The organism is Streptococcus sp. A22 (assembly GCF_043674215.1).
Lineage (GTDB): Bacteria > Bacillota > Bacilli > Lactobacillales > Streptococcaceae > Streptococcus > Streptococcus suis_V.
Window position 1 is genome coordinate 1 of the sequence record NZ_JBIMJQ010000037.1, and the last position, 14,655, is coordinate 14,655.

Below are 14,655 nucleotides of genomic sequence, written 5' to 3' on the forward strand. Positions count from 1 at the left end.
GGGCTAGCCCAGACAGCTTAACCTCTGGATCTCTAGTTATCAATGAACTTGTTGCACTTGACTTGACAATGTGCGAAAAACAAAAAATACAGTTCCCTCAAGAACCGTATTTTGTTTAGGATACCTTAATCCCGTCTTTATCTACCTGTAGGATATGCACACTGCCGTCCAATTCAAGCTTTTCTATGGCAATTTTAATGGCCTCTTCCTTATCCTTAGAGGCTAGTACCATAACGGTTGGACCTGCTCCAGAAAGGTAGGTTGCATAAGCACCCAACTCCTGAGCTGTTTGCTTGATAGGACAAAATTCCTTGACCAAGAGTTGGCGATGAGGCTCGTGGAACATATCTGATTGGATAAGTTGACCAGCTTTTTCCAAATCACCGGCCATAAGACTGGCAATAGCGACGTTGGCAATACTGCTTGCTGCTACGGCCTTCTTATAGCCCATCTGCGATGGCAGAACTCCACGGCTTTCACTGGTCCGCAGAGGATAGTTGGGAATAAAAGCGATAAAGCTGGCCTCTGGGAAGTCCGTCACAACAGCATGGACTTTCTTATTGACATAGCTGGCAATAACTAGATTTCCATAAATGGCTGGCGCTACATTATCAGGATGACCTTCTATCTTAGTTGCCAATTGCAACTTTTCTTCCTGGCTGAGGTTCAATTGCCCCAATAAATTGGCCAACTCAATCCCTGCTACAATGACAGAGCTGGACGAACCCAAGCCACGGGCCAAAGGAACATCGCTTGTCATTTTCAAGCGGTGAGGTGGCAGGTTTTTGGAAACTTTCAAAGCAGTCTTAATCAGCAGATTACTCTTATCAGATGGAACATGCTCTAGGTCATGCTCAATAAACCATTCATTCGCAGGCGCTAGAATTTCAATGGTCAGGTATTTTGAGAGGGCAACACCGACCGAGTCAAAACCTGGTCCTATATTGGCTGAAGTAGCTGGAACTGTAATTTTCATGCTTATTCTCCCAAGACCTTGAAGGTATTTAAGACAGTGAAGTCCTCAGCCTGGGCAAGCTTTTCAGTCACATTTTCTAGCTGGGTTTTGCTCATCTCATGGGTCACGATAACCAGACGAGCTGTCTCACCGTTTGCCTCCTTCTGCAGAATTTGCTTGAAGGAGATTTCTTCAGAGTTGAAAATTTCTGCTAAACGGAGCATTTTTCCGTTCTGGTCAGATGCTACGATAGAGAAATAATATTCGCTCATCACATCAGACGGAGCTGCCAACTGGAGCGGACGGCTGTACTCATTAAATGCTTTGCCAATCGTACCGTCTTTCAGGCGACGAACAATGCGAATCAGGTCGGCAGTCACGCTAGTAGCTGTTGGTTTTTGTCCAGCACCTGGTCCGTAGTACATAGACTGGCCGATACCAATGGACTCGACAAAGACCGCATTCATAACGCCATTGACACTAGCAAGCGGGTGATTTTTTGGCAGGAAGGTTGGTGACACTTCTGCTGCAATTCCCGAAGCTGTTTCACGAATATCCCCTACCAACTTGATGACATAGCCAAGATCTTGTGCTACTGCTACATCTTCAGGTGTGATATTGGAAATTCCCTTGTGGGCAACGTGGTCAAAATCAACAGTCATACCAAAGGCAAATTGGCTGAGGATAACGGCCTTATAGGCTGCATCAATTCCTTCAACGTCGTTGGTCGGATCTGACTCTGCGTAACCTAGTTCCTGGGCTGTCTGCAGGGCTGTTTCGTAAGTCCATCCTTCGTCTAGCATCTTGGTCAGCATGAAGTTAGATGTCCCATTCAAGACACCCAAAACACGGGTAATATTATCCGCAGCAAGAGAATTGACTAAGGTACGCAAGACTGGGATACCGCCTGCAACCGCTGCTTCGTAGTAAAGGGCCAGTCCTTTTTCCTGAGCCAGAGTACGCAATTCACTGCCATGCACAGCCAACAGGTCTTTGTTAGCTGTCACGATATGCTTGCCTGCCTCCAAAGCGCGTGTGATGAAAGTTTTTGCTGGCTCGATACGTCCCATAAGCTCAACGACAATAGCAATGTCGTCGTCTGCCAAAATCTCGTCAATGTTGGTCACGAAATCATAGTCATGGCCTGCAGCCAATAAACGCTCTTTTTCCGCATCGTCCTTTACAAGAACCTTTGAAATCTCTATGCTGTCTTGGGCTGCCAATTCAATCTTTTCCTTATTTTCTGTCAGAAGGAATGGCACACCACTCGCTACCGTACCAAACCCCAATAATCCAATCTTAACTACCATATTATCTCCTTAAAACTATTTTTCCTATTATACCAAATATTCTGACTATTTGGCAAAAATTTTGGTATAATTAAAGTAGTAAGAAGAATTACATATATTGAGGTAGTGAATATGGCGAAGAGAAAGCATGGGCGGCACAAGCATCAAAAAGTGAAAAGATTTCCAGTAATATTTACTCTGCTGAGTGTTTTGCTGATTGGAACCCTTGTTTTTTGCCTCGTCTACTTCTATCAAGACCCAGGATCCAGAACAGACTTGGTCCAGCAAACTCCAGAAACCCCTAAAAAAGAGATTGATACAACTCCTTCACAGAAAACTGGTCCTGAAGAAGTAACTTGGGTTAAGCAAGAAAGTCCGGTCCGTCTGCCCATTCTGATGTACCATGCTATCCATGTCATGGCTCCTGAAGAGGCTGCCAACGCCAATTTAATTGTGGATCCTTCTACGTTTGAAAGTCATCTCAAGGCCCTCCAGGAAGCTGGCTATTACACCCTTTCACCTGAAGAAGCTCTGCGGGTTCTCAGGGACAATGAAGTTCCTGACGGCAAGAAAGTCGTCTGGCTAACTTTCGATGATAGCCTCTGGGATTTCCATAGCCATGCCTATCCTTTGCTTAAGCAGTACCAGATGAAGGCTACCAACTTTGTTATCACTGGTTTTACGGAAAATGGCACAGCGGGCTACCTGACTGTCGATCAGATGCTGGAGATGAAAGAGCACAAAATGTCTTTCCAAGGTCATACGGTCAATCATCCCGACCTGGCACAAAGCAGCCTTGAAAGCCAATCCATTGAGCTTTCCTACTCCAAACAATTCCTAAACCAGCAACTTAGTCAGGAAACCATTGCTCTAGCCTATCCTGCTGGTCGCTATTCAGCCGATACCCTGGCTTTGGCAGAAAATACCGGCTACCAATTGGGATTGACCACCAACCATGACCTGGCTTCTGTTGATAACGGAATGCTTAGTTTAAATCGTCTGAGGGTATTGCCAACGACCACTGCCGACATCTTGCTAGAGATGATTCAAGCCGACTGACATAGAGATACAAGAAAAGATGACCTCATACGAAATCATCTTTTTCTTTTTATATTCCCTTGGACTGCAGCAGCTGCGCATCAAAGTCTGTTGCTGGGCGCCAACCCTTGGCTAATAAGTCTCTGATATGGAGTTTATTATAGAATGCCGCCATGACAATATTGACGATAAAGACAAGATAGCCCTTTTCTATTGAGTAGGCGTAGTTACCAAGAGCTGCATTGGCCAGTAGCATAATAGCCGCCCATTTCCAATCCCGTCTAAAGACGGCAACCCACATGGTAAATAACAGAGTCGTCCAAGAAAAACCAAGGGGAGCCTGTTTAAATTGTCCCCGATGATTGGTCAGATTTACTTTCATTTCTATCTCCTCTTCTAATGGATAACCCTATTATACACTAAATAGCCTGGGTCATGAAACTTCTGCTTTCCAAGACTTTGACCATAGCCGCAGCTGTATCAATGGCTGTAAAGAGTGGGATACCACCTTCAATTGCTGAGCTACGAATGATTTGACCATCCGAGTCTGCCACACGCTTTTTACCAACTGTATTGACAATGGCTTGAATTTTTCCAGCTCGAACCAGACTTGGAATATCGAAACCACCTGCATCACCAACTTTATTGACCAAGGTAACAGGAAGTTGGTGGTCCGTCAGATAGGCTGCCGTTCCGCTAGTCGCAAAAATACCATACCCCAAATCGTGGAAACGACGCGCCAGCTCCAAGGTTTCTTCCTTATCTTCATCCGCAATGGTAAAGACGACATTGCCAAATTCTTCCAAGTGCTGGTAGCTAGCTTCAAATGCCTTGTAAAGTGCTTTTTCAAGCGTCACATCTGAACCCATAATTTCGCCCGTTGACTTCATTTCAGGTCCCAAAAGACTGTCAACCTTCGCCAATTTTGTGAATGAGAAGACTGGAGCTTTGACGTGGACCTGCTTGCTTTCTGGATAGAGACCGTCTGCATAGCCAAGTTCTGCCAAGGATTGACCCAAAATCAATTTGGTCGCGACTTGAGCCATCGGAATGTCTGTCACTTTTGACAGGAAGGGAACGGTTCGGCTGGCACGTGGATTGACCTCGATGACATAGACCTTTTCGTCCTTGATAACAAACTGAATGTTCATCATACCGATACAGTTGAGACCAATAGCCAATCGCTTGGTGTAATCAGCAATGGTTGCTTGTACCGCTGGCGACAGGGTTTGCGGTGGGTAAACTGCCATCGAGTCACCCGAATGGACACCTGCCCGCTCGATGTGTTCCATAATTCCCGGAATAAGAACATCCTTGCCATCAGAAATCGCATCTACTTCACACTCTTGACCAACGATATAACTGTCAACGAGAACAGGGTGCTCAGGACTAGCCTTGACCGCCGTCCGCATGTAGGAACGTAGGTCATTTTCATTTTCAACAATCTCCATGGCACGCCCACCCAAGACATAAGATGGACGGACAAGGACTGGAAAACCAATTTTGCGGGCCGCCTCAAGAGCCTCTTCTTCATTAGTTGCGGTTTGACCTGGTGGCTGCGGGATGTCCAAGTCTTTCAGAGCTTTTTCAAACAAATTGCGGTCCTCAGCCCGGTCTAAATCTGCTACCTGAGTTCCCAATATCGGAATACCAGCCTTAGCAAGCGGTTCAGCCAAGTTGATGGCTGTCTGCCCACCGAATTGCACAATGACACCTTTGGGCTGCTCCAAATCAATCACATTGAGTACATCTTCCAAGGTCAAAGGTTCAAAATAGAGCTTGTCCGAAACCGAGAAATCTGTCGAAACAGTTTCAGGGTTGGAGTTCATGATAATAGCCTCGTAACCTGCTGCCTGAATGGCTTTGACAGAGTGAACCGTCGCATAGTCAAATTCAACCCCTTGACCGATGCGGATTGGTCCAGAACCTAACACAAGGACCGATTCCTTGTCTGATTTAATGGATTCATTTTCCCAAGCATAGGTTGAATAGAAATAAGGCGTCGCACTCTCAAATTCTGCTGCACAGGTATCCACCATTTTGTAAACTGGGACAATGCCATTTTCAGTCCGGAGCTGGCGAATGTAGCATTCCGTCCGCCCCCACAGCTCTGCTATTTTACGATCTGCAAAGCCGTATTTTTTCGCTTTTTTGAGGATATCTAAGTTATCAAAATGCGTCGCCAATTCCTGCTCAAGCTCTATAATATGCAACAACTTATCAAGGAAGAACAGGTCGATCTTGGTTAATTGGGCTAGTTCCTCAATCGTATAGCCACGACGAATGGCCTCAGAAAGGTAAAAGAGTCGGTCGTCCTGCGCTTTGACAATCTTTTCCACTAAGTGATCGTCCGTCACTTGGCTGAGTTCTGTCATTTCATTGTGATAAACACCGATTTCCAAGGAACGGCAGGCTTTCAAAAGGCTTTCTTCAATGTTCCGTCCGATGGCCATGACTTCCCCTGTCGCCTTCATCTGTGTTCCCAGACGGCGCTCCCCTTTTTCAAATTTATCAAATGGGAAACGGGGGATTTTAGCAACTACGTAGTCCAAAGCAGGCTCAAACATGGCATAGGTTGTCCCAGTTACTGGGTTAATCATTTCATCCAAGGTCAAACCAACAGCAATTTTTGCCGCTAATTTGGCAATAGGATAGCCAGTTGCTTTTGAAGCCAAGGCTGACGAGCGTGACACGCGCGGATTAACTTCGATGACATAGTATTTGAAACTATGGGGATCCAAGGCCAACTGGACATTACAGCCACCTTCGATTTTCAAGGCGCGAATAATGCTGAGGCTGGCATCGCGGAGCATCTGGTTTTCAATATCCGAAAGCGTCTGCGTTGGGGCAAATACAATCGAATCTCCTGTGTGAACACCAACAGGGTCAAAGTTTTCCATGTTACACACCACGAGTGCATTGTCTGCCGCATCGCGCATCACTTCGTACTCGATTTCCTTGAAACCTGCAATTGAGCGCTCAATCAAACATTGAGTTACTGGCGACAATTTCAAGCCATTTCCTGCGATTTCGCGGAGTTCTTCCTCGTTGGCACACATACCACCACCTGTACCGCCCAGCGTGAAGGCCGGACGTACAATGACAGGGTAGCCGATAGAATTGGCAAAGTTCAACGCCTCATCAACGGTCGTCACAATTTCAGACTCAGGAATGGGCTGATTGAGATCCTCCATCAATTGTTTGAACAAATCGCGGTCCTCAGCTTGGTCAATGGCCGACAATTTTGTTCCCAAGAGCTCAACACCCAGCTCTTCTAAAATTCCAGCCTTGGACAATTCCATAGCCATGTTGAGACCTGTTTGTCCACCAAGGGTTGGCAAGAGAGCATCAGGACGCTCTTTTCGCAAAATACGACTGACAAATTCCAGCGTAATCGGCTCGATATACACCTTATCCGCAATTTCCTTGTCGGTCATAATTGTTGCGGGGTTAGAATTGACCAGTACAACGCTGTAGCCTTCTTCTTTCAAGGCCAAACACGCCTGCGTCCCCGCATAATCAAACTCCGCAGCCTGACCAATAATAATCGGACCAGATCCAATCACCATAATTTTTTTAATATCGTTTCTTTTTGGCATAATGTATGATACAAAGCCCGTTAAGAGGACAAAGTGAAAATAGGAAATGCAACGCTGATGCTTCAAGCATCCAGACGACGTTTATCTTTTTCACACAGTCCTTAGAGCATGTTCGAATATTAAAATCAAATCGTACTCGAACCTGTATCTTCTCCTTTCTATTTGTCAACTCACAGGTTGACATTAAATAAGATAAGTCCGACGTTAGGAAAGTCAATTCGATACTAATTGGCTTTCCTAACTAGTGCAAGGGATAGCCTGACCTCCATAGAGGCAGGCGTAGGGAAATAAGTTGCGTGCAACCATTGACCTGTCCCTTGCCTTTCTATTTTCTATCTCTCTGGATAGAATTAAATACCTCTCTGACGCTTAGCAACCATTCAACTAGCGTTCTTGCTTAAATGAATCCATCAAGTCCATAAATTCGTCAAATAAATAGCTGGCATCATGCGGACCGGGTGCTGCATCTGGGTGGAATTGCACTGAAAATCCGGGAAGGTATTTGTGACGGACGCCTTCGACAGACTTGTCGTTGATTTCCTCGTGGGTAATCATCAAGCAATCCGGCAGTTCCTCGCGTGACACTGCATAACCGTGGTTTTGACTGGTAAAATCAACACGTCCTGTCGCAATTTCGCGCACGGCATGGTTAAATCCACGGTGACCGAATTTCATCTTGTAGGTCTGGGCACCATTTGCCTTCGCATACAATTGATGGCCCATACAAATACCGAAAATCGGAATCTTCCCTTGAATACCACGAATCATATCAAGCGCCTCTGGAACATCATCTGGGTTCCCCGGTCCATTGGACAACATAACACCGTCTGGAGCCAGAGCCAAAATTTCCTCTGCGGTCGTGTCATAAGGAACGACAGTTACATTGCAATCACGCTTGGCCAATTCACGTAAAATCGAATGCTTGAGACCAAAATCGATCAGTACAACGCTCCGACCGACACCCGGAGCAGGATAGGCTGTCTTGGTAGACACCTGCTCAATATTATTGGTCGGCAAGACTGTCGCCCGTAGCTGATCGGTCAAATGTTCAACACTATCTCCAACATTAGCCAAGGTCGCCTTCATCGTCCCGTGCTGACGAATAATCTTGGTTAAAGCTCGCGTATCAATCCCTGAAATACCGGGAATTTTTTTAGCTTTCAAAAATTCATCCAAGGTCAATTGGTTGCGCCAATTACTAGCACGACGGGCCCACTCGCTGACCACCACACCCTTACAAGTTGGCGTGATAGATTCGTAATCATCGCGATTGATACCATAATTTCCTACCAAAGGATATGTAAAGGTCAAAATCTGACCGTTATAAGATTGGTCGGTAATGGACTCCTGATAGCCTGTCATTCCAGTAGAAAAAACCAGCTCTCCAGTCACATCAATATCCGCTCCAAAGGCCTCGCCCTCGAAAATTGTTCCATCTTCTAAAATTAATCTTCTTTTCGTCATATCTACCTCGTTGATTCTCTCAGGAATCCTTTAACGTTTTGAAATTATATTCACAAAGGGGGCAGAAAACCAGCCTTAGTTAAATGTGCCGAGCTGTGAATACAGGTTCTATACCTTACCATTTACAATCGCCTCCAAAATCGCCATTCGGACAAAGACGCCGTTTTGCATCTGACGAACAATCCGCGATTTGGGAGCCTCTACCAGCTGGTCATCAATTTCAACATCACGATTGACAGGCGCAGGGTGCATAACAATCGCCTGTTCCTTCAAGCGCTTGTACCGTTCCCCCGTCAATCCATGTAGACGATTATAGGTTTCTTTTGAAAAACTTTCTGATCCATCGTGGCGCTCATGTTGGACACGCAGAAGCATCAAGACATCCACTTCCTCGACAATATCATCAATCGCAACATGTTGACCGTAGACATCAAATTCCGCCGAATACCACTCTTCTGGGCCGGTAAAGTAAATATCTGCCCCCAGTCGCTTGAGGATTTGCATGTTGGACTTTGCAACCCGCGAGTGAGTAATATCGCCTGCAATGGCAATTTTCAGATTTTCAAAGGTGCCAAATTCTTCATAAATGGTCATCAAATCCAGCAAGGACTGGCTTGGGTGTTGCCCAGAACCGTCCCCACCATTGACAATGGAGGTCTGGATGCTCGGACTATCAATCAATTGTTTGTAGTAATCAACCTCGGAATGGCGGATGACACAAATATCAACGCCCAAGGCTGACATGGTTAAAATGGTATCGTACAAGGTCTCGCCCTTGTTGACCGAGCTGGTTCGAGCATCAAAGTCAATCATGCCCATATCCAAGCGCAGCTCCGCCATTTCAAATGACTTATGCGTTCGCGTCGAATCTTCAAAGAAGAGATTGGAGGCATAATACTTCCGACTTAATGTAACGGACTCGCCTTTCTTGAAAGCCAGTCCGCGTTGAATGAGACCCAACACCTCTTCATTCGAAAGTGTTTCCATTGTTACCAAGTGTTTGAGAGAAACCTTACCATCTACAATTGTCATGATACTACCTGCCTTTTTGTGCCTGACCTATTCTGCCTCTACTAATAAAACTGCGTCATGACCGTCAATTTCAGTCATGTGAACGATAATTTCCTCCACCCGACTGGTCGGGATATTTTTCCCAACATAGTCCGCACGAATTGGCAATTCCCGGTGGCCACGATCGACCAAGACAGCTAAACTAACACGAGCAGGTCTGCCCAACGATACGAGATTGTCAATGGCGGCACGAATGGTACGTCCAGTGTAGAGAACGTCATCCACCAAAATAACATCACGATCATTGACATCGGCGGTGATGCTGGTGGTATCTTCTTCTACTTTCACATCGTCGCGGAAGGGCTTGGTATCTAATTCTCCCAGAGGAACATCAATTCCTTCCAACTGTTTCAGACGTTCTTGAATCCGTCGGGCAATGAAAACACCTCGTGTCTTGATACCAGCCAAGACGATATTGTCCAAATTCTTATTGCGCTCGATAATCTCATAGGTGATACGGGTAATTGCCCGTTTCATGGTCATATCGTCTACGATTTCTTTGGTTTTCATTCTAAACCTCCATAAATATGATACAAAAAAACTCTCCCTTTCAGGAGAGTTCAGAAAATACAGGACCAGTGCATGAAAAACTCCAACAGAATTTCCCATCTTGTATGTCCACATTTGCTCAATGCTCTCCTTACCTGTCTCTCTGGACAGCACTTAAAGGATTTCTAGCATCAGTATAGCACACTTTACCTACGGCGACAAATTCTTACTGTAAAAAATTTAATAATCTTCGTATTTTGCTTAGAATGGTGCTGATTTAGCCAAAAAAGACTGTGGTTTTAGGGATTTTACACCCGCCAAAACATAACCAAAGAGCAGATAGGTCACAAAGATAATGGCGCAGTAGGTCAAAACGTAGTTCCAGCCATACTTGGGAACATTGAGAAAGAAATAGGCAAAAGGACTATCCTTGGCGTCAGGAATAGGAATTTTGAGGAAAAATCCATTGACCAAGCCAAAAGCCATGTAGGCAAGTGGCAGACTGGTCCACCAACGGGGTCCAACCACTTGTACTGTCCCTGCCGATCGACAATGAGCGTATCCAGCAAGAAATAAATAGGAACGATATAGTGGCAGAGAAGATTTTCTACGCGCCAAAAATGCTCAGCCAGCGGTGCCAACATGATATGATAGACCACACAGGTTATCATGATGGACATAGTCACACCAGCCTTGATTCGCAGAAAGTTCTGGTCTTGCAAATTTTGGCCCTTGTTCATGGCATACACCATATAAACAGCAAAAACCGCCACCAAGAGATTGGACAAAACCGTATAATACATGAGCATACCAATGCCGTACTTGGCAATTTCCAAACCAGTCCCTGTAATGGCTAAAATCGCCAGCAAACAACGACTGTAAAATAAAATACTTTGATTCTTCATAGTTTCCTTTCTTATGTTAAAACCTTTTTCAGACGTTCCTGAGGTGAAGGCGGACGGAAGTAAACTTTCTTGTTTCTAGGTTTACTCCTCAAACAGTCCCCTAGACTGTTTGAGCTACCTACGGAATTCCATACCTAGTATTTGAGCCTTTTGTCGCTTTCTTATTTCCAAGCAACAACCTACGAAGTTCTGAGAGACCTTTGTAGCCCGAAATACTCCGAATGCCTGAAACGATAACGTTTCAGGCATTTTCATCACAGCGGAAAGTCGCGGTTTGGGCTCACTCCGCTCGCAAAATAAAATAATTTTTTGTTTTATTAGCAGAGCTACTCAGATTATTTGAGCCAATTCATAGTTTGTCTACGTCTTGAAAAGACTGGATTTCCCAGTCTAAATGCTAAATCTTCTTCACAAATTCTGATTTGAGTTTCATGGCTCCAAATCCGTCGATTTTGCAGTCGATATTGTGGTCGCCTTCAACGATGCGGATACCTTTAACGCGCGTGCCTTGCTTGAGATCCTTCGGTGCGCCTTTGACTTTCAAATCCTTGATCAGCGTCACTGTATCTCCATCAGCCAAGCGATTGCCATTGGCATCAATAGCGACTGGACCGCTCTCTTCCTCAGCAACCTCGGCTGGGTTCCATTCGTATGCACATTCTGGACAGACCAAAAGCGCGCCGTCCTCATAGACATATTCTGAATTGCACTGTGGGCAATTTGGTAAAGTTTCCATTCTCGTTCTCCTTCTTTTTTATCTGTATCAGTCTATCATCTTTTTGGAAAATGGGCAAGATGCTCTTATTGTCACTACTGAGTGGCTTGACGTAGTTTTTCCAGTGTTTCTTGGAAAATAGCTGGCGCGTCAGCCGTAAATTCTACCAGCTCTCCCGTTCTCGGATGGGTAAATCCAAGCGTCTGAGCATGCAGAAATTGACCCTGCCCCTTGAGCGTTTTACGTGGTCCATAGGCCTCATCGCCAGCCACAGGATGACCGATATAAGCCATGTGAACACGGATTTGGTGGGTTCGTCCCGTTTCCAAGGTCAATTCAACCAAGGTATAGTCACCGAAACGTTCCAAGACTTGAAAACGTGTGACTGCTTCCTTGCCCTTGGCTGTGACTGCCTGTTTCTTACGATCTTTCTCCGAACGACCAATCGGTGCCTCAATCATACCACGGTCATTTGGTAGGTTTCCGTGGACAATGGCAATATATTTGCGGAGGGATTTCTTGGCTTTCAATTCCTCAGCCAACCTGGTGTGGGCCTCGTCGTTTTTAGCAATCATCAGCAAACCGGATGTGTCCTTGTCAATCCGATGGACAATGCCCGGGCGCAAAACGCCATTGATAGCCGACAAATCTTTCACATGATAAAGCAGGGCATTGACTAGCGTACCCGACGTGTGACCAACAGACGGATGCACCACCATGCCTTGTGGCTTATTGACCACGGCAACGTCCTCATCTTGGTAGACAATATCCAAGGGAATGTCCTCTGCTACATAGTCTACTTCTTCGACTTCCGGTACTTGGTAGGTCAGGACATCGCCTGCTTGCACACTATATTTTGCTTTTTTGGCTTGGCCATTGACCAAAACCAGACCAGCCTTAATTTGTTCATTGGCAACCGACCGTGACAGGTCTGTCAAGTCTGACAGAGCCTTGTCCAACCGAACGCCACCAATCTCAACTTTTACTTCCATTACTCTCTTCTTTCATGATACAAATAAACAGGAGCCCAACTCCCACCGACAGACACATATCAGCCACATTAAAGACCGGGAAATTGATAAAATCCAGCTGGAACATATCCACCACGTAGCCCAGACGGAAACGGTCGATAAAATTTCCCAAAGCCCCCGCCATCATCAAGGACAAACTGAACAAGGTCAAGAGATTTCCCTTGATATTTTTGACATAATACCAGACCAAGCCAATCATGACAACCACTGTAACAATGGTGAAAAACCACTGCTGTCCCTGCAAAATAGACCAAGCCGCACCATAATTTCTCAGATAGGTCAAACTCATTAAACCTGTCAAAAATTCCCGACTGGTGTGCAATTCAATATTGGCTACGGTCCAAGCCTTGACCAACTGGTCCACACCGATAAAAGCCACTGCCAAAAGCGGCAATCCAAACTTACGCATTTTCTTCCTTCTTCTTATCAAAATAAGCCTGCATGGTATCGACAAAATCAAGCGCACAATGGCTCAGTTCATCGCCAGCCCGCTTGACATAGACCATGCGGTTATCCGTCTTCCCCTTAAAGGGAATGACCGTAATCCCATTGACCGACTCGTCATCCAAAAATCCCGAACCCGTCGCATAGGCGTCCGTCCGCTCTAGAATCCCGTTCAAGGTAGCGCGATCCGTCACATCAAAAACAACCGACGAATCCGACGTGTCAATCAAATTCTCAGAATAATAAAGATAAGCCTCTTTTTCTTGGGTAAATCGGACCGTTGGCAAACCAACCAAATCCTCAGCCTCAATCTCTGCCTTTGCAGTCAAAGGATGATCCTCCCGCAGGTAGATATGGGTCTGAAACTCCGCCAACTCAATCACCTGCAAATGCAATTTATCCAGCTTTTGCATAATCCCCTTGGTATTGCGATCGTTGAGATAAATAATTCCCAGCTCACTATACCCCTGCGCCACCTCATCCAAAATTTGTACCGTAGTCGACTCAAAAATCCGAAAATGTGGATATTGAGGATGCTGCCGAGAAAAATCCGTAATCAAGGGAGGCAAGAAATCATAGTGCTGACTGCTGATAGAAAAAGTTTTTTCACCTTCTTCTGATTGCAAATAAAGATGCTCAAATTGATCAAAGCCCTTGACTAAACTCTGAGCCTTCTCATAAAATTCCATTCCTTTTTGGGTCAAAAAAGTTCCAGAACTGGTCCGACTGAAAATCTGAAAACCTAGCTCTTTTTCTAAATCTTTGATGGAAATGGATAGGCTAGGCTGAGATACGTACATTTTCTCCGCTGCCTCACGAAAAGTCCCGCTGTTGGCAATCGCCACCACATAGCGCAATTGTTGAATATTCATCAACTCGTCCTTTCTTCATTCCATTTTACTATCTTTCTATTATACCACATAATAAAACCACCAGCAAAATTGCTGGCGGTAAGTGACTATAACTTTTTAATCATGATAAGACAGGGATTCCATTCGTCCCGCAAGTTTGGAAAAACTTCCAACTTAGCAAAGCCACAAGATTGATAAAAGCCAATCGTCTGATCATATTCTTTAGTACTTTCAGGTAAGCCAAACCACTCAGGTAAATCGGCTAATACCGTTTTAATAATCTCAGCTTTTTCAACTGAATCCCTTATTGCAACAATCTTCATTATTTTCTCCTTTCGGAGGTTAATTTGCCCTAACCTCCTTACTCTTGATTTCTTGTTTTCTAAAACATCTTACTATTCCTTTCATTTGAATCGCCTCCCTTCATTCTATTATATGGTAATTCTAGCATCTATTGCCCTTGTTAGTCAACCTATATTTACATATTCATTTTCAACTGATAACTTTTTATATAACTACCAATGCCTGACCATTTCACACCAAGCCCTTGGTAAATGAAAAATGGGTATCAAAACAAAAAAAAGGCCTTCCGAAATCTCGGAAAGCCTATTGTTTGCTATTTCTAGCTCAACTCTCTCTTTTATTTCAAGGAGAGTTGCTAAAAAGGTTCGAACCTTGCCTTTCATTTAATTCAAAAAGGCAAGAAAAAATGGTCCACTGGACCATTTCAGACTGAAGACAAACACTTAAGAGGCGTTTGTCTTTTTCTGTTTATTGGTCTGATAGTCGGTCTTTTTGCCAGAA

12 protein-coding genes and 2 pseudogenes are annotated in these 14,655 nt (G+C 44.9%); 1 reads left to right on the top strand and 13 read right to left on the bottom strand.

All coding sequences use genetic code 11. From position 1 onward, the window contains the following. Positions 1-115 precede the first annotated feature (115 nt). Both thrB and ACHBHN_RS10590 read right to left on the bottom strand, forming a co-directional pair. Positions 116-976: a homoserine kinase gene (gene thrB, locus ACHBHN_RS10585; RefSeq protein ID WP_105160894.1), complete on the bottom strand. Its 861-nt coding sequence runs from the start codon at positions 974-976 to the stop codon at positions 116-118. Positions 977-978: 2 nt separating this feature from the next. Then, entirely contained in the window at positions 979-2,265 is a 1,287-nt protein-coding gene (locus ACHBHN_RS10590; RefSeq protein WP_105160893.1) for a homoserine dehydrogenase, read from the bottom strand. Positions 2,266-2,376: 111 nt separating this feature from the next. On the opposite strand from ACHBHN_RS10590, the gene ACHBHN_RS10595 reads away from it, so the two are divergent. After that, positions 2,377-3,303, top strand: a complete 927-nt coding sequence (locus ACHBHN_RS10595; RefSeq protein WP_394734079.1) for a polysaccharide deacetylase family protein — start codon at positions 2,377-2,379, stop codon at positions 3,301-3,303. A 49-nt stretch (positions 3,304-3,352) separates the two neighbouring features. Here ACHBHN_RS10595 and ACHBHN_RS10600 read toward each other — a convergent pair whose 3' ends face one another. The 11 genes and pseudogenes from ACHBHN_RS10600 to ACHBHN_RS10650 form a co-directional block, all read right to left on the bottom strand. After that, positions 3,353-3,664, bottom strand: coding sequence for a hypothetical protein (locus ACHBHN_RS10600; RefSeq protein WP_105137436.1), 312 nt, complete (start codon positions 3,662-3,664; stop codon positions 3,353-3,355). Between the two features lie 37 nt (positions 3,665-3,701). After that, positions 3,702-6,881: a carbamoyl-phosphate synthase large subunit gene (gene carB / locus ACHBHN_RS10605; RefSeq protein ID WP_394734081.1), complete on the bottom strand. Its 3,180-nt coding sequence runs from the start codon at positions 6,879-6,881 to the stop codon at positions 3,702-3,704. 384 nt (positions 6,882-7,265) lie between these two features. Then, the gene (locus ACHBHN_RS10610; protein WP_172021480.1) at positions 7,266-8,345 is read right to left on the bottom strand and encodes a carbamoyl phosphate synthase small subunit; all 1,080 of its coding nucleotides are present in this window, start codon (positions 8,343-8,345) and stop codon (positions 7,266-7,268) included. Between the two features lie 108 nt (positions 8,346-8,453). Then, positions 8,454-9,377 carry an aspartate carbamoyltransferase catalytic subunit gene (locus ACHBHN_RS10615; protein WP_105160891.1) on the bottom strand — a complete coding sequence of 308 codons (924 nt, stop codon included), beginning with the start codon at positions 9,375-9,377 and terminating at the stop codon, positions 8,454-8,456. A gap of 27 nt (positions 9,378-9,404) precedes the next feature. Then, positions 9,405-9,926, bottom strand: a complete 522-nt coding sequence (pyrR, locus tag ACHBHN_RS10620) for a bifunctional pyr operon transcriptional regulator/uracil phosphoribosyltransferase PyrR (protein ID WP_105123364.1) — start codon at positions 9,924-9,926, stop codon at positions 9,405-9,407. 240 nt (positions 9,927-10,166) lie between these two features. After that, positions 10,167-10,810, bottom strand: a pseudogene (locus ACHBHN_RS10625) (Pr6Pr family membrane protein). Positions 10,811-11,207: 397 nt separating this feature from the next. Further along, positions 11,208-11,546, bottom strand: coding sequence for a zinc ribbon domain-containing protein YjdM (locus ACHBHN_RS10630; RefSeq protein ID WP_105123365.1), 339 nt, complete (start codon positions 11,544-11,546; stop codon positions 11,208-11,210). A gap of 74 nt (positions 11,547-11,620) precedes the next feature. Continuing rightward, positions 11,621-12,517 (bottom strand): RluA family pseudouridine synthase, encoded by an 897-nt coding sequence (locus tag ACHBHN_RS10635; protein ID WP_172021483.1) that lies wholly within the window; start codon positions 12,515-12,517, stop codon positions 11,621-11,623. Next, positions 12,501-12,965, bottom strand: a complete 465-nt coding sequence (gene lspA, locus ACHBHN_RS10640; RefSeq protein WP_172021485.1) for a signal peptidase II — start codon at positions 12,963-12,965, stop codon at positions 12,501-12,503. Before lspA ends, ACHBHN_RS10635 begins: the two co-directional genes overlap by 17 nt. After that, positions 12,958-13,872 carry a LysR family transcriptional regulator gene (locus ACHBHN_RS10645; protein WP_172021487.1) on the bottom strand — a complete coding sequence of 305 codons (915 nt, stop codon included), beginning with the start codon at positions 13,870-13,872 and terminating at the stop codon, positions 12,958-12,960. Before ACHBHN_RS10645 ends, lspA begins: the two co-directional genes overlap by 8 nt. An 86-nt stretch (positions 13,873-13,958) precedes the next feature. Beyond that, a pseudogene (locus tag ACHBHN_RS10650) lies at positions 13,959-14,072 on the bottom strand (GNAT family N-acetyltransferase); the annotation flags it as partial. Between the last annotated feature and the right edge of the window lie 583 nt (positions 14,073-14,655).